At 43.8% G+C, this 25,461-nt stretch carries 14 protein-coding genes; all 14 read left to right on the top strand.

Annotated elements, in window-relative coordinates; genetic code table 11:
• Positions 1-43 precede the first annotated feature (43 nt).
• The 14 genes from KL866_RS19275 (at position 44) to KL866_RS19340 (ending at position 25,376) form a co-directional block, all read left to right on the top strand.
• Positions 44-1,378, top strand: coding sequence for a sodium-dependent transporter (locus KL866_RS19275; protein WP_025255292.1), 1,335 nt, complete (start codon positions 44-46; stop codon positions 1,376-1,378).
• A 70-nt stretch (positions 1,379-1,448) separates the two neighbouring features.
• A complete protein-coding gene (gene nhaC / locus KL866_RS19280; protein WP_025255293.1) occupies positions 1,449-2,924 on the top strand; it encodes a Na+/H+ antiporter NhaC in 1,476 nt (491 codons plus the stop codon).
• A gap of 47 nt (positions 2,925-2,971) precedes the next feature.
• Positions 2,972-5,581 carry an aminopeptidase N gene (gene pepN / locus KL866_RS19285; protein ID WP_214996557.1) on the top strand — a complete coding sequence of 870 codons (2,610 nt, stop codon included), beginning with the start codon at positions 2,972-2,974 and terminating at the stop codon, positions 5,579-5,581.
• Complete coding sequence (locus KL866_RS20510) at positions 5,568-5,810, top strand: DUF2835 family protein (RefSeq protein ID WP_025255295.1); 243 nt, start codon at positions 5,568-5,570, stop codon at positions 5,808-5,810. Before pepN ends, KL866_RS20510 begins: the two co-directional genes overlap by 14 nt.
• Before the next feature lie 341 nt (positions 5,811-6,151).
• On the top strand, positions 6,152-8,212 hold the full coding sequence (locus tag KL866_RS19295) for a DUF1302 domain-containing protein (protein ID WP_025255296.1): 2,061 nt from the start codon (positions 6,152-6,154) through the stop codon (positions 8,210-8,212).
• A gap of 11 nt (positions 8,213-8,223) precedes the next feature.
• The gene (locus KL866_RS19300; RefSeq protein WP_025255297.1) at positions 8,224-9,591 is read left to right on the top strand and encodes a DUF1329 domain-containing protein; all 1,368 of its coding nucleotides are present in this window, start codon (positions 8,224-8,226) and stop codon (positions 9,589-9,591) included.
• Positions 9,592-9,670: 79 nt separating this feature from the next.
• Positions 9,671-10,717 (top strand): YCF48-related protein, encoded by a 1,047-nt coding sequence (locus KL866_RS19305; protein WP_214996559.1) that lies wholly within the window; start codon positions 9,671-9,673, stop codon positions 10,715-10,717.
• A gap of 15 nt (positions 10,718-10,732) precedes the next feature.
• A complete protein-coding gene (locus tag KL866_RS19310) occupies positions 10,733-13,051 on the top strand; it encodes an RND family transporter (protein ID WP_029661419.1) in 2,319 nt (772 codons plus the stop codon).
• 195 nt (positions 13,052-13,246) lie between these two features.
• Positions 13,247-18,085 (top strand): NAD-glutamate dehydrogenase, encoded by a 4,839-nt coding sequence (locus KL866_RS19315; protein WP_214996561.1) that lies wholly within the window; start codon positions 13,247-13,249, stop codon positions 18,083-18,085.
• Between the two features lie 165 nt (positions 18,086-18,250).
• Positions 18,251-19,258 carry a quinone-dependent dihydroorotate dehydrogenase gene (gene pyrD / locus KL866_RS19320; RefSeq protein ID WP_214996564.1) on the top strand — a complete coding sequence of 336 codons (1,008 nt, stop codon included), beginning with the start codon at positions 18,251-18,253 and terminating at the stop codon, positions 19,256-19,258.
• 84 nt (positions 19,259-19,342) lie between these two features.
• Entirely contained in the window at positions 19,343-21,439 is a 2,097-nt protein-coding gene (rlmKL, locus tag KL866_RS19325) for a bifunctional 23S rRNA (guanine(2069)-N(7))-methyltransferase RlmK/23S rRNA (guanine(2445)-N(2))-methyltransferase RlmL (protein WP_214996567.1), read from the top strand.
• Positions 21,436-21,669, top strand: coding sequence for a glutaredoxin family protein (locus tag KL866_RS19330; protein WP_025255303.1), 234 nt, complete (start codon positions 21,436-21,438; stop codon positions 21,667-21,669). The genes rlmKL and KL866_RS19330 overlap by 4 nt, the downstream gene beginning before the upstream one ends.
• Positions 21,666-23,606: an ABC transporter ATP-binding protein gene (locus tag KL866_RS19335; protein WP_025255304.1), complete on the top strand. Its 1,941-nt coding sequence runs from the start codon at positions 21,666-21,668 to the stop codon at positions 23,604-23,606. Before KL866_RS19330 ends, KL866_RS19335 begins: the two co-directional genes overlap by 4 nt.
• Positions 23,607-23,618: 12 nt before the next feature.
• Positions 23,619-25,376, top strand: a complete 1,758-nt coding sequence (locus KL866_RS19340) for a DUF3466 family protein (RefSeq protein ID WP_025255305.1) — start codon at positions 23,619-23,621, stop codon at positions 25,374-25,376.
• The last annotated feature ends 85 nt before the right edge of the window (positions 25,377-25,461 follow it).

Genomic DNA, 25,461 nt, shown 5'->3' on the forward strand with positions numbered 1-25,461 from the left:
TTTGTGTCTATAAATTATTAAAACAATAATAAAGGGAAATAACATGGCTATCAGAGGCGAATTTTCCTCTCGTATAGGGTTTGTGCTAGCAGCGGCAGGCTCAGCAGTTGGACTTGGTAATATCTGGGGGTTTCCCACAAAAGTCGCGAGTAACGGCGGCGCTGCATTTGTTCTCGTGTACCTACTTCTAGCTTTTGTACTTGCTTACCCCGTTCTCATGGCTGAACTTATTATCGGACGTAGTTCACGTTCAAATATGGTTGACGCCTTAGGTAAAATATCAGGCAATTTTGTTGGAAGGCTAACGGGTATTTGGGGCTGTGTTACGGTTTCTCTCATTCTTGCGTTTTACGCTATTGTAGGCGGATGGATGCTAGTTTATTTCGTCGATTCTGCTGTTAGCATGGTGGGTCTAACCAGTGCAAGCGACTGGCTACTTACATCATCAGTTACGCGTAACGTTATTTTTTGCTTTTTATTCATGAGCTTAACCGCATTTATTGTTGTTGGTGGCGTGAAGTCCGGTATTGAGAAATGGTCAGTCCGTCTTATGCCTACTTTGGTTATTCTCATCCTTGCATTGATTGTATATGTAAGCCTGCAGCCCGGGGCCGTTGAAGGGTGGTCAGCATATTTAGTGCCTGACTTCTCACGCGTCTTAGACCCAGACTTACTCATTAACGCAATGGGCCAAGCCTTTTTCTCTATGTCGCTGGGTGTGGGTACCATGCTAGTTTATGGCTCATACCTAAGTAAAAACGAAAATTTACCAAGTATTGGTGCTTCGGTTGCGTTGGTTGACATTGGTGTTGCCGTCATTGCCGGTATGCTTATTATTCCAGCTATGTATGTTGCTCTGAATAACGGTGTTGAAATTTTTACGCCAGAGGGCGCGTTAATACAAGGTGATACACTTATATTCAAAGTGCTACCGGCGCTGTTTGATACCATTGGTACTGTAGGGCTCTTTGTTGCATTTACTTTTTTTGCACTGATGGCAATTGCAGCAGTGACATCTTCTATCTCAATGTTAGAAGTTCCTGTTGCATTCATGGTGGAAAGTAAAGGCCTTCAACGTAAGAAAGCTGTGCTATTGATGGCGTCGATTATCTTCGCATTAAGCTGCGTCATAATATTCAATTTTGACACCTTGTTCGGGTTCGTAATTCAATTAACTACAGAATATAGCCAGCCGCTATTAGGGTTAGCATTATGTATCTTCGCAGGGTGGGTTTGGCGCAGAGATGCAATACTCGAGGAACTTAAACAAGGTGACCAATTTGCTGAGCACAGTATTTTCTGGAAGATTTGGCCTTGGTACGTGCGCTTTGTTTGCCCTGTAATCATTGCTTTAATGTTCTACCGGTCAGTATTCTAATCGCTCTAGTAAAAGCAAACAGCTCGCTTAACGCGTTATAAATACAATAAAAAGGTTTTTAAAAACGACAATGACGAATAAAGAATTAAAAACGCCGTCACTTCTCGATGCAATGCTTCCTATTCTTGCGCTAGTGATAATGATGGGAAGTGCGGTTTATCTGTTTGCCGATAATTCCTCATATGGGCCGAATCAGATTGCGTTGCTTTTGGCCATGGGAATCGCCGCTATCATCGGTATGAAAAATGGTTATAGTTGGAAAACTATTGAGAAGGGCATTGTAGACGGTATTTCCATGTCGTTAGGTGCTTGCCTGATACTATTGGCGGTAGGTTCTTTGATTGGAACATGGATGCTAGCAGGGACTGTCCCCACGCTAATTTATTTTGGTTTAGAACTACTTAATCCTTCGTTTTTTTATGCTGCTGCTTGCCTTATTTGTGCCGTAGTCGCTATGAGTATCGGAAGTTCGTGGACAACCGCAGCAACAGTGGGTGTGGCGCTAATGGGAGTGTCAGCAGGCATGGAAATGTCGGCTGCTATTACAGCAGGAGCGGTGGTTTCTGGTGCTTATTTCGGCGATAAAATTTCCCCATTGTCAGAAACTACTAACTTGGCGCCAGCGGTTGCGGGAACCGATTTATTCGAACACATTCGCTATATGTTGTGGACAACTATTCCAAGCTTTGTCATTGCACTTATTCTGTTTACTGTACTTGGCTTTAGTGAAGTAGGCGAAGCAAAAGCCGAGCGTATTGAACAAATGCAACTTTTGCTTAATGAGTCTTTTGATCTGGGTTGGCATTTGCTTATTCCTCTTATCGTTCTACTTACCTTAGCAATTAAAAAGATGCCCGCGTTTCCAGCAGTTTTTATTGGTGCATTGTTAGGCGGTATTTGGGCGGTAGTTTTTCAGTGGGACGTTGTTACATCTATGGCTAGCAGTGACGATTCGGCAAATATTGGCGCACTAAAAGTCGTGTGGACCGCACTGTTTGATGGCGTAAGCTTCTCTACACCAGATGAAAATTTAAATAGCTTACTGTCCCGTGGCGGCATGTCATCTATGCTAAATACCATTTGGCTTATTATCTGCGCTATGTCCTTTGGTGCGGTACTTGAGCGTGTTGGTCTGTTAAAACGTGCAGTGTCAGCCATACTCATTGGTGCAAAATCAGCGGGCGATATGGTGAGCCGTACTATTCTTACATGTTTTGGTACTAATTTAGTTACTGCCGATCAGTACATCTCTATCGTGATGCCTGGTCGCATGTATAAAGAAGAGTTTAAAAAGCGCGGCTTAGACCAGCTAAATCTATCTCGCAGTCTTGAAGATGGTGGTACGCTTACGTCTCCACTTATCCCTTGGAACACTTGTGGTGCTTACATGCACAGTGTTTTGCTTGTTAACCCTTTTGACTACGTGTTTTATGCATTCTTTAACGTAATCAACCCGATTCTAGCTGTTGTTTATGCGTATTTAGGTATTAAGATTTTACGTATTACGCCTCCACACGTCGAAGTTAACAGCAAAGAAACGGTTTAACCAAACGTTTCAAATAAATCCACGTAGGCTTTCTTCTAGGAGGATCTATGTCAGTTCAAGCTAAACGTCGGGCGGATTATCAGCCGCCCGCATTTTCAATAGCAACAGTTGACCTACATATTACGCTACACCCAACACAAACTAAGGTTATCAGCACATTATCTGTTACCCGTAATGGCAACCATAACGACCCGTTAGTGCTTGATGGCGATAACTTATCACTAAATGCTATTACTATTAACGGTACACCTTTATCGAGCAACGAATACAAGACAAGCGATGCGTCGTTAAGTGTTGTCACAAGTCTCGACAATTTTGTTTTAGAAATTACTAACACCATTGCGCCTGAACAAAACAAAGCCCTTGAAGGTTTATATTTGTCGGGCGGTGCCTATTGCACCCAGTGCGAAGCAGAAGGGTTCCGTCGGATTACCTATTTTTTGGACCGTCCCGACGTTTTATCAGTTTATACAGTCACTGTGGTTGCTGATAAATCAGTGCCAATGTTGCTTGCTAATGGTAACCCGGTAGACAAAGGTGATATCAACGCCGACACACATTTTGTAAAGTGGCATGATCCCCACCCAAAACCTTGCTACCTTTTTGCTTTGGTTGCCGGCGACTTTGATTTACTTACCGATAGCTACACTACGACAAGCGGAAAGGAAGTTGCGCTAGAACTGTATGTTGATAAGGGTAAAAAGTCGCAGGGCGTTTTCGCATTAGAATCGCTTAAGCGGGCGATGAAATGGGACGAAGATGTTTTCGGTCTTGAGTACGACTTAGATATTTACATGATTGTTGCTGTCGATTTCTTCAATATGGGGGCGATGGAAAACAAGGGCTTGAACGTATTTAATAGTAAGTTTGTTTTAGCCGATCAAAAAAGCGCAACCGACGATGACTTTTTCAATGTGGAATCTGTTATTGCACACGAATATTTCCACAACTGGACAGGCAACCGTGTTACCTGTCGCGATTGGTTCCAATTAAGCCTTAAAGAAGGCCTTACTGTATTCAGAGATCAACAGTTCAGCGCTGATATGACCTCGGCGTTAAGTAATCGCATAAAGCATGTTCGCGTAATGCGTGAGCATCAATTTGCTGAAGATGCCAGTGCAATGAGCCACCCAATTCGCCCTGAAGAAGTGATTGAAATGAATAACTTCTATACGGTGACCGTGTATGACAAAGGGGCAGAGGTCATTCGTATGTTCCATACATTGCTTGGGCCTGATGGCTTTAGGCTCGGTATGGATGAATACTTTAAAAGACACGACGGTCAGGCGGTAACATGTGATGACTTTATTTCAGCCATGCAGTCAGCTACCGATTTAGATTTAACCCAGTTTACTCGCTGGTATAGTCAGTCTGGGACACCTGTTATCTCGATTGAGCATAGCTGTGAGCCTACAAGTAATGGTAGCTATACGCATATCTTTACATTGTCACAGCAAACGCCTGCAACTTCTGACCAGAGTGAAAAGTTTCCGCTGTATATCCCGGTCAACATTGAAATTATTGATGGAGAAGGGAATACCTATACGGACAACGAATCTCTTATCGAAAACGGTATGGTTATCTTAAAAGACCCGTCAATACATCTTACCGTTAATGCCCAGTGTGAAGAGTTAACACCTGTGTTATTAGGTAACTTTTCAGCGCCAGCAAAGGTAGAAAACCCATTAGGTACAGATTCACTGCTGACCATCTTTAAACATGCGAAAGATCCATTTAATCGCTGGGATGCAATGCAAACCTTATATGACCGCTGTGTGAAACAATTGGAAGAATCGCCAGGTTCTGCCATTAGTAACGATATCTGGAACGGTATCAGGCAAGCTATTGCGCAAGAGCAAAATAACCTTGAATTACTTGGTGAATGCTTGGTTATTCCTTCGTTTGAAACCTTGTGTCAAACTCGTAGCAATATAAATGTGTCCGCGCTGTCAAAAGCAAGAAAAGCTTTTTGCAATCAGTTTTCTCGTGCTCTAGAGAAAGAGCTATTAGCAGTGTTTAATAACATTAAACAAACCGCATTCAGCTACACACAAGATGCGATAAATAGACGACGCTGCAAAAATGTCGTGCTTGCTCACTTAGCCCGGTTGCCCCAACATGAAGAGCTAGTGGTGTCGCAATTTGATGATGCAGATAACATGACCGATACGCTGGGGGCGCTTAGAAGTGCTCAACACTGCAGTTCTGCCACATTCGATGGCTTGATGGCTCAATTTGAACAAACATGGAAACACGACCCTCTAGTTCTAGACAAATGGTTCGCGCTTCATGCGACACAAAATCGCAACGACATTTTTGCCACTATCACCATGCTTTGTGAGCACCCTCAGTTCGCTATGAGTAATCCAAACCGTGTTCGCTCAGTCATTGGTAGTTTTGCTTTTTATAATAGTGAAAGGTTCCATGCGCTTGACGGCAGCGGATACAAATTCGTGACTGACTACTTGCTTAAGCTAGATGCTGTTAACCCTCAGGTCGCAGCACGAATTGTAACACCGTTAACCCAGTGGCAGGGTTTTGCTAGCGAACATCAAGTTCATATGAAACAGCAGCTTGGGCGCTTAATCAACCATAAAGGGTTAAGTAAAGATTTGTTCGAAAAAGTAAGTAAAAGCCTTGCTTATGACAAGCATTAGTCCGACGGATTCTGTTTTTTACTTTTCAATAAACGCACCTTACAAACAATGTGAGGTGCTTTATGTCCCGGCTATGCCAGATGTGGTCATGGTGAGTGAGGCAGGTCTCAGCGTTCAAGTGCCTACTAACCGGCTTCGACAATTTGTAACCTCAGATGGTATTAAAGGTCGCTTTAGGATGGTCATCGACGCTAATAAAAAAATTAAATCTTTTGAAAGGCTCGCATAGTGGCTTTGCTTTTATTTACTAGATAATTTCGATACACATCTTTTGACCTACATTTGCTCTACATATGTAGTAGTGGCTCCGTCAAATTGTTTCCATAAATCCTGTACCAGTTAAAACAATCCACTTTACAAGTGAATTTGTACAAAATTCCTGCAAGTTTATAAATAGCTTTTATACTCCCCATAAAGCAATAACTATTTGATACGACTAATGTTGTAAATTTTGTTAACTGGTAGGATTAGTTCTTGCGGTTATGGCAAAATGATGTAATGATTTTGTTAATCGTTATGGTTGGTCATGATGTCACGCATTAAGTCACATCGACTTGGGAGTATAAAAATATGAAAAATGGGCCTAGCGCTTTTAAGATATCACCGGTAGCGGCGGGAGTTCTCTCGTTGCTAGGTGCCGCTGCAGTTCCAGCACACGCTGCAAACTGGCAAGTGGGTGATGTAAGTATATCTTTAGATTCGACATTTACTTTAGCTACAAGTATTCGAACAGAGGCAAGAGATTACGACCTTATTGGTAACAGTAACCACCCTCAATTCGACTGGAGCGGTTATCATGCTGCTTTCAATCCTTTATACCCAAGTGGAGACGTGTGGGGTCTAGCAGATGGCGCGTATTCAACAAATGGTGACCTTGGTAATCTTGCGCACGATCCAGGCGACGCCTTTGCTACACAAGTATCTGGTACACACGAGCTAGATATTAACTTTGGCGACTATGGTTTCTTCGCACGGGGTTTTTGGTTCTATGATTTCGAACAGATGGATGGCGACCGTCCGTATTCTAACCCGATAACGGGCAATCAATACGATTTGTGTCAAGACCCAGAGGCAGAGGATCTTCTGTGTACCGACGTACGTTTATATGATGCATTCTTCTATGGCGATTGGTGGATTGGCGATAAGCCACTTACAATTCGCGTGGGTCGTCAAGTAATCAGTTGGGGTGAAAGTACGTTCATCCAACACGGTATTAACACGACCAACCCTGTTGACGTTACCCGTGCTCGTGCACCAGGTGCTGAACTAAAAGAAGTATTCTTACCAGTAGGTATGGTTTATGCGTCGTTAGGTCTAACCGATACGGTGAGTATTTCAGGTTATTATCAGTACGAATGGCAGCGCAGCTGGCTTCCTGTTTCGGGCAGCTACTTTGCTGGTAATGATTTTGCGGGCGAGGGCGGTCAACGCCAAAACATCCAGTTAGGTTTCAGTGGTAACCCTGACATCGACCTTGACCATCTATTAACCGCTTTAAATGGCTATGGCGATTTATTACGATCAGGCGCCGATGCCGCTGATATCTCTCAGGCTTACCTTGCTTACCCAACCAAGGTTGCGATTCGTGGCTTCTCGGATGAGGCGCATAACGATGCAGACGACCAAGGTCAGTACGGATTGCGTTTAACGTGGTTTGCTGAGGACTTTAACGAAACCGAGTTTAGTTTCTACCATATTAATTACCATAGTCAGCGTCCGCTTATCTCGGGCAAAACGTCAGACTTTACTGCTGAAGGTATTGGTGCAGACTTAGCATTCCTAGCGACAAATACCGTTACTCGTGACAACATTACTGAGTTAGGGGCATTCACGCAGTCTGAGTTCTACTATCCAGAAGACATCAAGCTTTACGGTATGAGCTTTAACACTAATATTGGTACTACAGCCCTTGCAGGTGAGTTTGCTTACCGTGTAGACGAACCGCTTCAAATAGATGATGTTGAGTTGCTTTATATGGGGATGCCTGAGCAGTTAGCAAATGCTGGTCTACGTCCTGACTTAGAAGGCATTTCACAGCTAAACAACATTGGTCGCGCTGTGGGGCCAGGTGAAACCGCAGAAGGTTTCCTTTTCTCTGATACATGGCAAATGCAGTTTACTGCGTCACATGTATTTGGACCTAAATTTGGCTCTGATAACTTTGTTCTTTTAGGTGAAGTGGGTTACGTAAACGTTGTTGATATGCCTGACCCAGATGTTATTCGCTTAAATGCACCAGGCACTGCTCGTACGCCGTCACTTGAGCCTATTAATGGCAATTCTCGTGAAGGCTTGCACCAAGCGCTTTCAGATGGCCCTGAAACCAACCCGTTTGCTACCGACGATGCGTGGGGCTATCGCTTATTGGCGGTTGCTGATTACAATTCTATTTTCGCCGGTATGAACCTTCGCGTTCGCGGTACATTCTCGCATGATGTTGAAGGTACTACGCCAGATCCATTATTCCTTTTCACAGAAGATGTTAAGTCTGCTGCACTTTCTTTCACGTTCGACTATTTAAGCAAATGGTCTGCAACGGCGTCTTATAGTGCGTTCTGGGGCGGCATTGGTACAACTAATGCGCTATCTGACAGAGACTTCATTTCATTTAACATCAAATACGCAATCTAAGAGTGGTTTTTATGATTAGAAAAGTAGGAATTATCGCTGCAGCCTTGTCACTAGCTTTATCTGGTGCAAGCGCTTTGGCTAAAGTGTCTGAAGCAGACGCAAATAAATTGGGCAGTGACTTAACTCCGTTAGGCGCCATGAAAGCAGGTAACGCCGATGGCAGTATTCCGGCATGGACGGGCGGTATTACCGCAGCGCCTGCAGGTTACACGGTTGGAGACCATCACCCAGACCCGTACCCAGAAGACAAAGTGCTGTTCGAAATAACAGCACAGAACTATAAAGAATATGCGGAATTCTTATCGGAAGGTCAAAAGAAGCTTTTTGAGGCTTACCCTGAAACTTTCCGTATGCCGGTTTACCAAACACGTCGCTCTGCATCAAACCCGCAGGCTATATATGACGCAACTAAGGCAAATGCAACCCGCGCCGAACTTCTTGACGATGGTAATGGCCTTAAAGGTGCTGTTTTGGGTATCCCATTCCCAATACCACAAAACGGTCTTGAAGCAATTTGGAACCACATTCTCCGCTATCGTGGCGAAGCTGTTCAGCGTAACGGTGGACAAGCTGCGGTTACTACCGGTGGTGATTACAACGTAATTGGTTTTGATGAGCAGTTACTTATCAAATATGCCGAAGAAGGCGCTACGCCAGAAAAGCTTACCGATGAAAACGTTTTGTTTATGTTTAAGCAAAAGGTTACAAAACCTGCTCGCTTAGCGGGCACGGCGCTACTCGTTCATGAAACAGTAGATCAGGTAAAGGAACCGCGTAAAGCATGGACCTACAACACAGGTCAACGTCGCGTGCGTCTTGCACCAAATATCGCTTATGATACGCCTGGAACAGCTGCCGATGGTCTTCGTACTACTGATGACTTCGATATGTTTAACGGTTCTCCTAACCGTTACAACTGGAAACTTGTTGGCAAGCAGGAAATGTTTGTTGCATACAACAACTATGCGCTTCATTCAGACAGTGCCTCATATGATGATATCCTAAAGCCAAATCACGTTAATCCTGATCTAACTCGTTGGGAAAAGCACCGTGTTTGGGTGGTCGAAGCTACACTTAAAGAAGGCTTCCGTCACATTTATCAAAAACGCGTATTCTTCATAGATGAAGATAGCTGGCAAATTCAAGTTGCTGATATGTATGATAATCGTGGCGAACTTTACCGTGTTGGTGTAGCTTATGGTGTGAACTACTATGAAGTTCCTACACAATGGTCAACGCTTGATGCGTACTATGACTTAAACTCTCGTCGTTATTTGGCCATTGGCCTAGACAACGAAGAGCAAATGTACGACTTCTCCGTACGCCCTCGAGACGTTGAATTCACGCCTCAAGCGTTACGACGAGAAGGTAAGCGCTAATCACCTTACACAACAAACGGTTGGCAATTGCCAGCCGTTTTTGTATACAGACAATTATAAATAGGGGGAATGGTTAATTATGAAAAAAACCATTGCAGCGTGCATTGCCGCCACATTCGCAGTTAATTACTCTACAGCTGCACTTGCCGAAGAAGCTTTCATGGCACCTTTGGTTGAGCAATCAGTTCTTTTGGACATAGACGCTGATTCATTTGTCGTTATTGTCGGTGAACGCGGTCACGTTTTAGTGTCAGAAGATGGCAAGAGCTTTTCTCAAAAAGCTGTGCCAACTCAATCTACGCTTACTGCAACTACGGTTGTAGGCGAGAACATTTGGGCAGTGGGTCATGACGCTGTCATTATTCACTCTTCAGATAGGGGCGAAACATGGGAGATACAAAACTATCAGCCCGATCTTCAACGCCCGTTTTTAGATATATTGTTCTTTAACGAAAAACAAGGAATTGCGACAGGCGCTTATGGCCTGTTTTACCGTACCTTAGACGGTGGGAAAACCTGGACTGCAGAACGTCATGCCAGTCTCCTTGATCCAATGGATCAAGAATACCTTGAAGAAGTCCGCAAGGAAGACGAAGATTTTTATCAACAAGAACTGGAATCTATTTTACCTCACTTGAACCGCATTACCCTTGATGGCGATACGCTTTACATGGCTGGCGAAGCTGGTCTGTTAGCAAAAAGTACAAATATGGGAGAGTCTTGGGAGCGCTATTTTGTAGACTACACTGGGTCATTTTTCGATATTAAACCATTAGATAAAACCACAGTGTTGGCAGTAGGGCTTCGCGGTAACATTTTTGTGAATAGAAACCAAGGGGAATGGCAATACGTTCAAACTTGCTCAACCAGTACGCTTAACTCAATCTTTATTGGCTCTGAATCAAAGGTTTATGCTTTAGGTAACAACGGTATGATGGTAAGCGCAGAGCGTCCACTTCCTACCAGTATGCGTGATCCATATGCCAACCCTTCAGATTGCGAAGTAGACGACGGCATTGTCGTATCACAGATAAAAGATAAAGCCGCGCTTTTAAATGCCGTTCAGTTTAACGGTGCAAGCATTGCTGTTACCGCTAATGGCATTAAAACGTTGAATTTAAAATAGGGCAGTATAAAAACAATGACCCATTTTCTTGAAAAATTAGTGTTTGGGAACCGTAAAATTGTGGTGGCATTGTTTGCCATTGCAACCGTGTTTCTAGGTTACCAAGCCTCACATATGCGCTTAGATGCAGGTTTTGAAAAAAATATTCCGCTTAATCATGAATACATGAAAACCTATATTGAGCACCGCCAAGATTTTGGTGGAGCCAATAATATTCTGGTTTCTGTATGCGATAAAAACGACAATATTTATAATCAGAATTTCTTCGATACTTTAAAAAATGTTCACGACCAGCTTTTCTTTATTAATGGTGTCAACCGTTCATTGGTTGTCTCACTTTTCTCTCCGTCAACGCGCTTTACAGAAATTGTTGAAGGCGGCTTTGCCGGCGGTCCAGTCATTCCTGCGGACTTTAATTCGTCGAGCCCTGAAGCGTTAGAGCTTGTAGCTGCGAACGTAGAGAAAGCCAATATTGTCGGAAGACAAGTATCCAGTGATTACAGCTGTGCAATGGTTACAGCGCAATTGCTAGATATTGACCCACAAACTGGTGAACCGTTAAATACACTCGCTTTAGCCGCTGAGCTTGAAGAGCAACTACGCGGTCAGTATGAAAATGAAAGCACATCTGTCCATATCATCGGTTTTGCGAAAATGATTGGTGATGTAGCCGACGGTGCTAAAGACGTACTGCTATTTTTTGCCATCGCCATCGCGATTACTGCAGTTATGGTTTACTTCTTTTCACGAAGCATCATGCTTACCGTTCTACCGTTAATTTGTTCAATCATTGCCGTTGTTTGGCAGCTTGGGCTTTTGACCTCTATCGGTTTTGGCATGGACCCTATGTCAATTCTAGTGCCATTCCTGGTGTTCGCTATTGGTGTTAGTCATGGTGTGCAGATGATTAACGCAGTAGAAAAACAAGCGGTAACTGGGATAGGCGCAAAACGCGCATCTATGGCCGCATTCAGAAACTTGCTGGTTCCGGGCGGAATTGCGCTGCTATCTGATACCGTGGGTTTCATGACGTTACTGGTTATTGATATTGGCATCATCCGAGAATTGGCGATAACCGCGAGTATGGGTGTAGCGGTAATTATTCTTACTAACCTTCTGTTACTTCCTGTACTGATGAGTTTCCTAAAACTTGACGAGAAATACGTTGAAAAATTTGCGGGTAAGGAAAACGCCAATTCAAAGTTTTGGGAAGTAATTGCGGCTTGTTCTCGTAAAAAGCCTGCCGCGTTTATTTTGGTTGTCACTGCTATCTTATTCGTGTTCGGACATTTTCAAGCCCAGAATATGAAGATAGGGGATTTACACGCAGGCGCACCAGCGCTGCATGAAACGTCTCGCTATAACCAAGACACGTTTCTAATCACCGATAAATACGAGGTCACGGTAGATTACATTTCTATTTTGGTTGAAACCACGTCAGAAGCCTGTACTTCACACAGCGTGATGAAAGCCATGGATGACTTCCAATGGAAGATGGAAAACGTGCCAGGAGTCCAGTCGGCAGTATCACTTGCGTCAGTTGCGAAAATCGTTAATGCAGGGTACAACGAAGGTAACGTTAAATGGCAGGTACTCCCGCGTAATCAACAAACACTGGTTCAAGCTATTTCTCGTGTACCTACTTCTTCAGGCCTGCTTAATGGCGATTGTTCTGTTATGCCTATCATCCTGTTCATGGAAGATCACAAAGCGGAAACCATTTCTCGCGTGGTTGATGAGGTTAAAGCATATCGCGATGAATACCAAACCGATGATATGAAGTTCAGCCTTGCTTCTGGCCCGGTTGGCGTAATGGCCGCAACTAACGAAGCGGTAAGTGCGGCGCAAGATCCAATGATGCTTTACGTATTTGGCGCTGTCATTGCATTGTGCTTAATAAGCTTCCGCTCAATTCGTGCCACATTGGTCGTTGTCATACCGCTATATGTTGTATCTGTATTGGCTCAAGCGCTAATGACTTACTTACAAATTGGCCTCACCGTTTCTACATTACCAGTTATCGCACTTGGCGTGGGTATCGGGGTGGACTATGGTATTTATATCCTGTCTACCAAGAGCTTAATGCTGAAAAAGGGAGCGACTGTTCAAGAGGCTTATTTTGCTGCTCTGAAGGAGCGTGGAAGTGCAGTACTGTTTACTGGCATTACACTGGCAATAGGCGTGAGTACTTGGGTGTTCTCTTCACTTAAGTTCCAAATGGATATGGGTATATTGCTAACATTTATGTTCGTTGTGAACATGCTTGGGGCAATAATTGTACTGCCTGCCTTGGCCAGGTTCTTGTGGTGGAACAAGAATGACCCTGATGCATAAAATATTTTTGCATAGCTACGCATAAAAAAGGGCCTTTAGGCCCTTTTTTTGTGCGTTTTCTGCATAGTTATCTATGCTGTTAATATAAGGTTAAAAATGGGCTTTCATTAGCATCATTTATTAGAGAAAATAGTTAGGTACTCGGCACTTATACCAAGTTGGATTGGTATCACGACATTCAAAAAAGGTTAACAAATGACAGTCACCACACAGCGACACTCAGTACTGCTAGACAACGTATTTGCACTTATTGATAAAAAAGTAGATACAAAGCAGAAGTCTCTTGTGCAGCAATTCGGACGTCTGTTGTATAAAAATATATCAAGCGATGATTTAGAAAATCGCAACGACAGCGACCTTTATGGAGCAACACTTAGTTTATGGAATGGTTTGGCAAAATTTGAATACACTTCGCCTTACATTCGCGTTTTCAACCCAGAAATAGCCAAACACGGCTGGCATTCAAGCCACACAATAGTAGAGATTATTGTGTCAGACATGCCGTTCTTAGTTGACTCTGTCCGTATGTTGCTAAATCGCTTGAACATTACCGCGCACTTATTTCTTCATAGCCCCATCGGCGTTAAGCGCGACAAAGCAAACAAACTTGAAGCCTTTGCAGAACCAGGCCAAACCATAGAAGGCGCTAGAAAAGAGACGGTCATTTTCATTGAAGTCGATAGACAGACATCGAAAAAAGATATTGACGCTTTAACCAAAGAGCTTTTCTCGGTTGTCGATGAAGTGTCTTTAGCTGTTGAAGATTGGCAAGATATGACCAGCACCCTGCAAGACGTCATTAAGAACAACGCGAAGTATAATTGGCCAGTGTCTGCGGATGAAAAGAAACAGACCAAAGCATATCTTGAATGGTTAGGCGATCATAACTTCACCATGATGGGGTATCGTTATTATGACGTGAAGGCGATTGAAGGCGACCACAGATGGATCCCAAAAAATGATACAAGCTTGGGCCTTCTTAAAAACTCGGTAAACGACCGTGAGCGTTTGTTATCACGTCTACCTGCCTCGGCGAGAGCTGAAGCATTAAGTAAAAATCCATTAATTTTAACCAAGACAAACTCGCGTGCTCGCGTACATCGTCCAGCTTATATGGATTACGTAGGTGTTAAGGTATTTAATAAGAATGGGCAGGTTGTTGGTGAACATCGATTCTTAGGCCTATATTCAGCGTCTTTTTACAATCATAGCGTTACTCAACTACCTATTTTGCGCGAAAAAATTCAGCGCATTTGTGAGCTATCTGGTTTTGAGCCTGGAACTCATGCATACAAAGCTTTCGCGAATATTATAGAAACCTATCCACGTGATGAATTGCTGCAAACCCCCGCAGAAGAGCTCGCGCAAATTGTGATGGGCATTTTCCAAATGCAAGAGCGCGGAATTTCACGCTTATTCATTCGCAAAGATACTTTTGGCCGCTTCTTCTCTTGCATGGTATTTGTACCAAGAGAGCGCTATAACACCCAGTTGCGCAAAGAAACACAGGCGCTCCTTAAAGCATCACTAGGGGCCACGGAAGAAGTGGAATTCACTACCTTCTTTTCAGAGTCTGTATATGCCCGTACGCATTACATTGCTAGAGTCAACGACAACAACGCGGAATTCGATGTGAAGGAAATAGAGCAAAATATTATTGAGTTGACTAAAACCTGGAACGACAGGCTAGCGTCAGCAATTTCAGCGGCTCACGGCGAAGCGTCGGGCAAGGCGCTTGAGCGCAAATACAACAACGCGTTTTCTCGTAGTTACATGGAACATAACCTGCCGTCAGCTGCGTTGGTAGATATTGGCAAGTTAGAAACGCTTGACGATGACCACACGTTGGATATGTTGTTTTATCGCCCGCAAGAAGAGGACGCTGATAGCCAGGTTGTTAAGCTTAAACTCTTCCACCGTGCAGAGCCTATTCATCTGTCAGACGTATTACCAATGCTTGAGAATTTTGGGTTACGCGTAATTGACGAAAGCCCATATAAAATCACATGTTCAGAAGGTGAGCGCAATTGGGTGATGGACTTCACCATGTTACACAAAAGTGGCCAACACTTTGACATGGAAAATGCGCAAATCCTATTCCAAGACGCCTTTGCAAAGGTTTGGTATAAAACCTTAGAAGATGACGCGTTTAACCGTCTAATTTTAGGCGCAAATATGACAGGCAGAAAGGTGACTGTGTTACGCGCGTATGCCAAATATATGCGCCAAACAGGTAGCTCGTTCAGCCGAGACTATATTGCAAATACGCTGTCTAACTATCCGGATATTGCCCGTTTACTGGTAGATTTCTTCGACCAACGTTTTGACCCCAAGAAAAAGCGTAATCAAAAGAAAGAAGACGCGATACTAGAAACGATAAAAACACAGTTAGATAATGTAAGTAACCTCGATGACGACCGTATTATTCGTCGTTATTTGGATATGATGTCGGCAACCCTACGAACCAACTTCTATCAGCCAGACGATGCAGGCAACGAAAAATCTTATGTGTCATTTAAGATGATGCCTGAGCTTATTCCAGAAATGCCGCTTCCGCTGCCTAAGTTTGAAATCTTTGTATACAGCCCTCGTGTGGAAGGTGTGCACCTTCGCGGCGGCAAAGTTGCCCGTGGTGGCCTGCGTTGGTCTGACCGTCAAGAAGACTTTAGAACCGAAGTACTCGGTTTGGTTAAAGCGCAGCAGGTTAAAAACACCGTGATCGTACCTGTGGGTGCCAAAGGCGGATTTGTCTGTAAGAATTTGCCTGTTGCTCAAGGCCGTGCGGCTATTCAAGCCGAAGGACAAGCGTGTTACCGTATTTTCATTACTAGCTTACTTGATATTACAGACAATATCGTAAATGGAGAGATCGTACCGCCAAGAGATGTGGTTCGCCTTGACGATGACGACCCGTATTTGGTTGTAGCCGCCGACAAAGGCACCGCAACCTTCTCTGACATTGCCAACGGTATTGCAGAAGAGTTCGGTTTCTGGCTAGGTGATGCTTTCGCTTCAGGCGGTAGTATCGGCTACGACCATAAAAAAATGGGGATCACTGCTCGCGGTGGTTGGGAATCAGTCAAACGTCACTTTAGAGAAATTGGCATAGACTGTCAGACCACTGACTTTACAGCAGTGGGCGTGGGCGACATGGCAGGCGATGTGTTTGGTAACGGTATGTTGCTTTCAAAGCACACGCGTTTAATCTCTGCTTTTAACCACTTACATATTTTCTTTGACCCAAGCCCAGATGCGGCTGCAAGTTATAAAGAGCGTCAGCGTCTATTTGAAAACCCAAGCCTTAGCTGGGAAGACTATGACAGTAAACTGATTTCAAAAGGTGGTGGTATATTTAGTAGGGCGTCTAAGTCAATAAAGCTAACCCCTGAAATGAAGAAGTGGTTGGGTACACGCCAACTCACTATGACACCCAATGAGCTTATTCATAACATCTTGAAAATGCCGGTTGATTTACTTTGGAACGGCGGCATAGGTACGTATATCAAGAGCAAGAAAGAGTCTCATTCTGAAGTGGGTGACCGCGCTAATGATGACCTTCGCGTAAATGGTCGCGACGTTCATGCAAAAATTGTAGGCGAGGGTGGTAATTTAGGCTTAACCCAGTTAGGCCGTATAGAATACGCATCTAACGGCGGTCGCGTGAATACTGACTTCATCGACAACGTTGGCGGTGTAGATTGCTCAGATAACGAAGTTAACATTAAGATTTTGCTTAACAGTTTGGTTAACGACGGTGAACTAACGTTAAAGCAGCGTAATAAGCTACTTTACGATATGACCGACGATGTTAGCACAATTGTATTGAAAGACTGTTACCGTCAAACACAGTCTATCTCTATTACCGAGTTAGCTGGTGTGAAGCAACTCAAAGAGCAGCTTCGCTTTATCCACGGCCTAGAACGTGAAGGGCAGTTAAACCGTGAGTTAGAGTTCATACCAAGCGATGACGAGATTTCCGATCGCGTGGCAACTGACCAAGGCCTAACGCGCCCTGAACTTAGCGTGTTAATTGCTTACGGTAAAATGGTGCTTAAAGATGCGCTGAATATTCCAGAAATCACTGACAACCCTTACCACGGTAAGTTGTTAATTGAAGCCTTCCCTAAAGTGCTACGCGAAAAGTTTGCAACACATATGCAGCAGCACCCACTGAGAAGCGAAATTATCGCCACTAAATTAACCAATAATATGGTTAACGATATGGGCCTTAATTTTGTATTCAGAATGCAGGAAGAAACCGGTGCAAGCGTAAACGAAATTGCAGATGCCTACGCAATTGTGCACGGTATCTTTAATATGGATACGCTATGGGCTCGTATTGAAGAATTAGACAACGTAATTCCGGCGAAGCTTCAGCTTTCAATGCTTGATGAAGCGCGCAGAATTATGCGTCGTGCTGCCCGCTGGTATATTCGTCACGGCAATAAAGCCCAGTCTATTGAAGAAGCCATTGCGAGCTATCGCGGCACATTCGATATATTGTCGAAAAACTTGCAACATTATCTGGTTGAAAGTGAATATGCCCAATTAGAAGCAGCAACGCAGGAATATATTGATGAGGGCGTACCTCAAGATATCGCTTACCAAGTAGCGAGTTTCTCAAACATGTTCTCTAGTTTTGATTTGGCGCAAATTGTAGAAGCCGATAAACACGATACCGATGTTGTCGCTAAGCTTTACTACCAGTTGGGTTCTCGTTTAGAGCTCCATTGGTTCTTAGACCAAATTAACAACCAAGCGGTTAGCAACCATTGGCAAGCATTGGCACGTGCTTCATACCGTGAAGAACTTGACTGGCAGCAGCGCTCAATCGCCGCAAACTTGTTAGCTTCTCGCGAGGATGTGAGCAACGCGGACCAAATTTTAGATGAGTGGATTGAAAGTAATCAGGTGCTTCTCAAACGTTGGTATCACATGATGTCAGAGTTTAAGACCAGTACAACACACGAATTTGCGAAATTTTCTGTCGCTTTACGTGAATTGATGCTTTTAAGCGTGAAGTCTAACCATTAGAATACACGCATCTTAATGATTTAAGCCCTGTTTATCAGGGCTTTTTATTGGTCGATTGTTTATAGTTGTGTTGTTGTACAGGGTTATCTATTTTAAACCTCTTGTACTTACGGCATCTATTTTCACAATCAACAGACCCTTAATAAGCGAGCGTTAAACACAACCATGCAATCTTTAGTGCAAAAATTCTTACTTCAGTGTGAACCTGAAAAAAGTCACGATTTCACCATTAACTGGTTAAACAAGACACAACATACACCGCTGAAATGGATGTACAGCACCCCAACGATCAAAAAGCCCATCACTGTTGCCGGTATGACTTTTGACAATCCGGTAGGATTGGCTGCAGGTCTAGATAAGAACGGTGATTGTATTGATGCGTTTTCAAGCATGGGCTTGGGTTTTGTAGAAATTGGTACAGTAACGCCTCGTCCGCAGCCAGGGAACCCTAAACCTCGCTTATTTAGAATTCCTGAAAAACACGCCATTATTAATCGCATGGGTTTCAACAATAAAGGTGTAGATCATCTTGTCGAACAAGTAAAAAAAGCCCAGTTTAAAGGGCCGATTGGTATTAACATTGGTAAGAATAAAGATACCGAAGAAGCGAATGCACTCGACGATTACCTGATTTGCTTAAATAAGGTTTATCCTTATGCAAGTTATGTCACTATCAATATTTCATCACCTAATACGCCAGGGCTTCGAAACCTTCAGTATGGTGAAGCGCTAGATAGACTACTAGTTGGTTTAAAGGCAGCACAAGAAACATTAACGCAAACCCACGGAAAATACGTTCCGCTATTTATTAAGATAGCGCCAGATTTAAGTGATGTTGAAATCGAAAGTATTGCGGCATCGTTAATCAGTAGCAAAATGGACGGTGTCATCGCAACTAACACAACGCTTTCTCGTGACTCGGTCGCAGGGCTACAACACGCTGATGAAATGGGCGGCCTTAGCGGCTCTGTGATGACCGACATGAGCCTAGAGGTAACCCGTAAACTAAATAAGGCACTCGACCGCACTATACCTATTATCGGCGTAGGAGGCATCGACTCTCCTGAAGCGGCGCAAGCGCGCTTAGACGCAGGTGCATCGCTGGTGCAAGTTTACTCGGCCTTTATTTATCAAGGGCCATCTCTCGTTAAACGCATCGTAAACGCGTTATAATACAGTCGAAACAAAGTACACCCGAAACCAATCTCTCGTGTACGTGCTTTACGTAAAGCACGTACATCAAAAACAGGTACATGAATGAATACTATTCTGGTTACGACCAGTCGCGGTCTTGACGAACTATTGAAACAAGAAGTGCTAAGCCTTTGCCCTGATGCACAAATCAAACAGGGGCCTGGTACTATTCAGTTTGAAGGGTCAAAAGAAGACGCTTATAAACTTTGCCTATGGTCACGCCTAGCTAATCGCGTAATTTGGGTGCTAGCATCCGGTAAAGCAGGCGATGCAGATGCGCTTTATAACACGGCTATGGGCATTGACTGGCAAATGCAGATGGATTCACGTCATACATTATCTGTACAGTTTATCGGAACAAGCTTTGCTATTAAAAACACCCAGTTTGGCGCGGTTCGTGTTAAGGACGCCATCGTAGATTCATTCGTCGAGCAAGGGTTACCTCGCCCGTCTGTTGAACGTAAAAGCCCCGATGTCTCTGTATACGCCAGACTACACCGTGACAATGTGATTTTGGGCATAGATCTAGCTGGAGCGAGTTTACACCAGCGCGCGTACCGACACGAAACCGGTGATGCCCCGCTCAAAGAGCATATCGCCAGCGCAATGCTAATGCGCAGTGGTTGGACAGAGAACACCGACGCGCCGCTGGTAGATTTAATGTGTGGTTCAGGCACTATCGCAATCGAAGCAGCCTATATTGCCCGTAATATTGCGCCAGGCATTAAGCGTTCATACTGGGGCTTTACTAAATGGCTTGGCCACGAGGCAAAGGTTTGGGAAGATTTGGTAGAGCACGCAATCTCGAAACAAAAACCGAGCTGCGGCGGTATATATGCAGGCGATTTCAGCCGTAAAATGGTAGCTATAGCCAAAGCCAACGCTGATTTTGCAGGCGTGTTTAACGATATTTCGTTTTCACAACAGGACGCAACAAAGTCTTCTCCGCCCGTCGCAACACCAGGCTACGTGGTGTCTAACCCGCCATACGGGGAACGTTTAGGTGAGCTAACATCGCTAATCCCGCTATTTAGTGATTGGGGTAAGCGCTTTAAAGAAGCGTGGAAAGGCTGGCACGTGTCGCTGCTTAGCAGTAACCGTGATTTGCTACGTGTATTAAAGCTTCGCGCAACCAAAGACTACGCCATGAATAATGGTAAGTTAGAGTGTCGTTTAGCTAACTATGTGCTTGATGAACAAAACACGGTTCAATTTAGTGAAGACGCCGGCAATCATGAGTTTGCTAATCGTTTGAAGAAAAACCTCAAGCGCATGAAAAGCTGGATCAAAAGTGCAAACACAAACTGCTACCGCATTTACGACGCCGATCTACCCGATTATAACGTTGCCGTAGATAGATACGGTGATTGGCTGGTAGTACAAGAATATGCACCTCCGAAGACTGTTTCGGAAGACAAGGCGCGTAAACGCTTGCAAGAGGTATTACTACACCTACCGGCAGTTACTGGAGTCTCTCCTAAGCACATAGCACTTAAGGTACGTAGCCAACAAAAAGGCACTAAGCAATACGAAAAAATAAACCAGTCTGGCGAAATGATGGAAGTGTTCGAAAACGACGCACGTTTTCTGGTTAACCTTACTGATTACCTGGATACGGGTCTTTTCTTGGACCACCGCAATACTCGTCAAAAAGTGCAAGCCTTATCCCAAGGTAAAGACGTACTCAACCTGTTCTCTTACACGGGCAGCGTTTCGGTATTTGCGGCAAAGGGCGGCGCAAAATCTGTAACTACAGTAGATATGTCAAATACGTATTTAGAGTGGGCAAAGAAAAATATAGCGCTAAATAAACTAAATGGTCCTCATGCTTTTATTCAGGCCGACTGCACCACATGGTTAGGCACGCACAAAGGAAAGTACGATTTAATTTTTATCGACCCGCCGTCGTTTTCAAACTCAAAGCGCATGCAGAGCACTTGGGATGTACAGCGCGACCATGTAAAAATGCTTACTGACGCCAAAGCCTGCTTAAAAGAGCAGGGGATTATTATCTTTTCCAATAATAAACGTGGTTTTAAGCTAGACGAATCTGCAGTGAATGAAATAGGTTTATCAGTAGAAAACATTACTAACGACACTATTCCCGAAGATTTTGCACGTAAAGGCAAAATTCACCAGTGTTGGATTTTAAGTTCATGAAAATAATCTTCTACACAGGCCCACAATGTAGCCTCTGTGATCTAGCGGAAGTTGAACTTCAGCAAACATCAGCGTTTTCATCACTTGAAATCGAAAAAGTGAACATTCGCACAAGCACCGAGCTTTATCACCTGTATGGTGCACGTATTCCTGTTTTGAAGCGGGCCGATAATGAAAAAGAAATTGGATGGCCTTTTGATGCCGCCGATTTAGAGGAGTTTCTTCAGTGAGCATTTTGCAGTTAAAAAACATCACTGTCATTTATGGAAACCCGCCGCTTTTAGACGGCGTAGAACTGGTTGTACAACCTAAAGAGCGCGTATGTTTGGTTGGTCGCAATGGAAGCGGTAAATCAACCCTTATGAAAGTTATTGCTGGCGATATTATTGCCGACGATGGCCAGCGCATTATTGAAAATAACACCGTTATAGCACGTTTAGAGCAGGATCCACCGCAAACGACAGATGTAACACTGTTTGATTACGTTGCTGAAGGATTATCTGACGTAGGTGAAACGCTTAAAGCTTACTTTCATCAAACCCGCATTGTGGGTGAAGACCCTAGTGAAGCTAACTTAAATAAACTCCAGCGGTTGCAAGAGCAATTAGAAGCCAGAGATGCCTGGCAGTTCGAGCAGCAGATTGAGCAAACGCTTACCATGCTTAAGCTCGACCCTGAGATATCTTTATCAACGCTTTCTGGGGGCTGGCGTAGAAAAGCCGCGTTAGCACGAGCACTTGTTCGTCAGCCAGACTTATTACTGTTAGACGAGCCAACAAACCACCTAGATATTGAGATGATCCGCTGGCTTGAATCGAGTTTGAGCAATTATCAGGGGGCTATAGTGTTTGTGAGCCATGACCGTGCATTTATACGCGCTATGGCGACACGTATTATTGACCTAGATCGCGGTTCTGTTACCAGCTACCCCGGCAACTACGAAACCTATCTTGAGAAAAAACAGCACGACTTGGAAGTTGAAGCGTCGCAAAACGCAGAGTTTGATAAAAAGCTGGCGCAAGAAGAAGTATGGATCCGTCAAGGCATTAAAGCCCGTCGTACACGCAACGAAGGCCGAGTAAGAGCTCTGAAAAAACTTCGTGAAGAGCGAAAAGCGCGTAGAGCGGTGCAAGGTAATGCTGTGGTTAACCAACACCAGGGCGCGCGCTCTGGGAAAGTGGTGTTTGAAGTTAAAGACTTAAGCTACAGCATTGAAGATAAGTCTATTGTCAAAGGCTTAAACCTAAATGTACTGCGTGGTGACAAGCTAGCATTAATAGGCGCTAATGGTTGTGGTAAGAGTACACTAATTAAGTTGCTTTTAGGCCAATTACAGCCAGATCAAGGCTATTGCAAGCAAGGCACCAATTTAGAAGTTGCGTATTTCGACCAGCATCGTCATGGTTTAGATTTAGAACAGACAGTAATTGACGCTGTCGGCGACGGTAAGCGCGATCTTATGGTAAATGGCCACCCGCGCCACGTAATAAGTTACCTACAGGATTACTTGTTTACACCTGAGCGTGTGAATGCCCCGGTTAAGTCGCTATCAGGTGGTGAAAAAAACCGTTTGATGCTGGCTAAACTAATGCTTAAACCGAGCAATGTATTGGTTCTCGATGAGCCAACCAACGACTTAGACGTTGAAACCTTAGAAATGCTCGAAACCCTGCTTAGCGAGTATACCGGCACCGTGCTTTTAGTAAGCCACGATAGGGAATTCGTAGATAACGTAGCCAACAGCAGCGTGGTTTTTGAAGGTAACGGCTTGCTACGCGAATTTATAGGGGGTTTCACTGACGTAGAAAACTGGTATAAAGAGCAACAGGAAAAACGTCAGCAAATCGAAAAGGAAGAAAAAGCCAAGGTAAAGAATGAAACTAATTCAGCTTCAGACAGTCCTAGTGCTAAGTCTTCTCCCCGTAAGACGAAAAAGCTATCATATAAAGACCAGCGTGAACTTGAGTCCTTACCCAAAGAGTTAGAAACACTTGAGGAAGAACTTGAGGCTATGCAAGAGAAAGTCAACGATCCAGACTTTTTCAAACAAGACAGTGACATCACAGCCAAGGCATTAGCCGAATTGGCAGATAAAGAAGAATTACTTTCCCAGAAATATGCGCGCTGGGATGAACTAGAAAGTATGCTGGAAGATAATCAGCAGTAAATAGGATTTTAAATGAAACGAACTCAGCTTGCCGCCGCCGTTCTGTTGGCAACAGGAAGTGTTTCGGCGTTTGCCGCGACCTATTCAGTGACGCCTCTTCCTTTGCAGGATACCGCTAGAAACAATTTTGCTCGCTCTATCGACAATTCGGGCAAGATGCTGTCAATTGTGCAGCTTGAATATAATCCTCCTGTTGATGTAGAGCAGCTTGAAGAAGACACAACTTTCTTTGATGTAAACGGAGAAAGTTTGGAAAATGAGGATGATGCCCGTCAAGGCGTTTTCACTGATTTAGATTACACGACAATCGTTAACTACTTGCTTACGAACTCTACTGCTAGTACCGGTCAAAAACTTGCGTTATTCAGAACCTTTATTACTGATACGCAAGATATTTCACTAGTCCCTGGTTTAGACGAAGTTACTGATAAATTTGATGACTACACCCATTCCGTTGATACAACGGGCAGAGACAGTCTCAACGGTAATTTCATTGTAGGGGATTCATCTGGGTTAGTGGTGCTTGACCCTTACGAAAACGAAGATGGTGATACCATCAACTACACCTACAGCGAGTCAGCACAACAAGGTTTTGTTCAGGCATCGGGAGAAACCAAAGTTCTACCTGCCGTAGATACCACTGCAGGCGGCTTTTCATCTGCTCGTGCAATTAATTCAAATCTACAGGTAGCGGGTTTTAGTACAGTAAGCTTCCTTGACGATGTTGATGATGCAATTGAAACTTGTGCTGACGACGAACTTCGTGGTGATCAGTCTGAAAGTCGCTGCCTATTTACCGTTTATAATGGTGATTTTGCTGTACCGCGCATTTCTAGCTACTACATAAATACATCGACAAACTATCTACCTGGTTTCGTTTTACTGTCTGAAGTAAATGCCACTATTTGGCAGGTTGATGTTAATGGTGACGTCATTAGCACCGACACATATCCGTTGTTATTTGAGCCAGATGAAGACGATACATCACACTATTTCACCTATGCTTACGATATCAATAACCAAGGTATTGCAGTAGGTGAGGGCTTAACCGGCGATCGAATTTCAATTACCCGACCTAATCAATCTGGGTTGACTGAAAGCGAACGTGTTGCGACCGTATTTAGAGACGGCGAAACTATAGAACTTCTTCCAAGGGAAGAAAATATAATTAGCCAAGCTATCGCAATTAATGATGAAAACTGGGTAACAGGTGCGGTGCTTCGTTCGCAAAGTGATATCGCTCGCTCACGCCTATTTGTTTATAACCTAGACACTCAAGAGCAGAAATATCCAGATGGCTTTTTTGTAAGTGCGGGTGTAACGGCGAATGCTATTAACAATAACAATATAGTAGTTGGTAAGGCAGATGTTGATGCAACAAGTGACACGTTACGTGAAACTGCTGCATTTATGTATAATATCGATACGGAAGAGTTTCTAGACCTAAATGATTTAGTTTCTTGTGATAACACTTATGAGCTTATTGAAGCTGTTGATATCAACGACGACAACGAAATTATTGCTAACGCGCGTATTAAGACAAACAGTAAATACGTTACCGGCGTTGACATCATTAACTCAAGTGGTGAAACAGAACTGGTCGACGCAGTGGTCGCGGTAAAACTTTCTCCATTAGCTAACGGTTCTATCGACGATTGTGAATTGCCTGACGACGAACAACCGTTTGAACGCAGTGGCGCATCTACAGGATGGCTTTCGTTCTTTGGGTTAATTGCTGCCGCTTTTGTACGCAGACGCTTTAAAAAATAGAAATATTATTGGTTTAATTTTAACCACATTCTAAAGGCCACTTTTTAGTGGCTTTTTTATGCCTAAAAAACACAAAAACCGACAT

Source organism: Alteromonas sp. ALT199, from assembly GCF_018619335.1.
GTDB lineage: Bacteria > Pseudomonadota > Gammaproteobacteria > Enterobacterales > Alteromonadaceae > Alteromonas.

Coding starts and splice junctions, on each gene's coding strand:
- KL866_RS19300 (WP_025255297.1), top strand. CDS start 8,224: ATGATTAGAAAAGTAGGAATTATCGCTGCAGCCTTGTCACTAGCTTTA.
- KL866_RS19295 (WP_025255296.1), top strand. CDS start 6,152: ATGAAAAATGGGCCTAGCGCTTTTAAGATATCACCGGTAGCGGCGGGA.
- KL866_RS19315 (WP_214996561.1), top strand. CDS start 13,247: ATGACAGTCACCACACAGCGACACTCAGTACTGCTAGACAACGTATTT.
- pepN (WP_214996557.1), top strand. CDS start 2,972: ATGTCAGTTCAAGCTAAACGTCGGGCGGATTATCAGCCGCCCGCATTT.
- KL866_RS19340 (WP_025255305.1), top strand. CDS start 23,619: ATGAAACGAACTCAGCTTGCCGCCGCCGTTCTGTTGGCAACAGGAAGT.
- KL866_RS19330 (WP_025255303.1), top strand. CDS start 21,436: ATGAAAATAATCTTCTACACAGGCCCACAATGTAGCCTCTGTGATCTA.
- KL866_RS19275 (WP_025255292.1), top strand. CDS start 44: ATGGCTATCAGAGGCGAATTTTCCTCTCGTATAGGGTTTGTGCTAGCA.
- nhaC (WP_025255293.1), top strand. CDS start 1,449: ATGACGAATAAAGAATTAAAAACGCCGTCACTTCTCGATGCAATGCTT.
- rlmKL (WP_214996567.1), top strand. CDS start 19,343: ATGAATACTATTCTGGTTACGACCAGTCGCGGTCTTGACGAACTATTG.
- KL866_RS19305 (WP_214996559.1), top strand. CDS start 9,671: ATGAAAAAAACCATTGCAGCGTGCATTGCCGCCACATTCGCAGTTAAT.
- KL866_RS20510 (WP_025255295.1), top strand. CDS start 5,568: ATGACAAGCATTAGTCCGACGGATTCTGTTTTTTACTTTTCAATAAAC.
- pyrD (WP_214996564.1), top strand. CDS start 18,251: ATGCAATCTTTAGTGCAAAAATTCTTACTTCAGTGTGAACCTGAAAAA.
- KL866_RS19310 (WP_029661419.1), top strand. CDS start 10,733: ATGACCCATTTTCTTGAAAAATTAGTGTTTGGGAACCGTAAAATTGTG.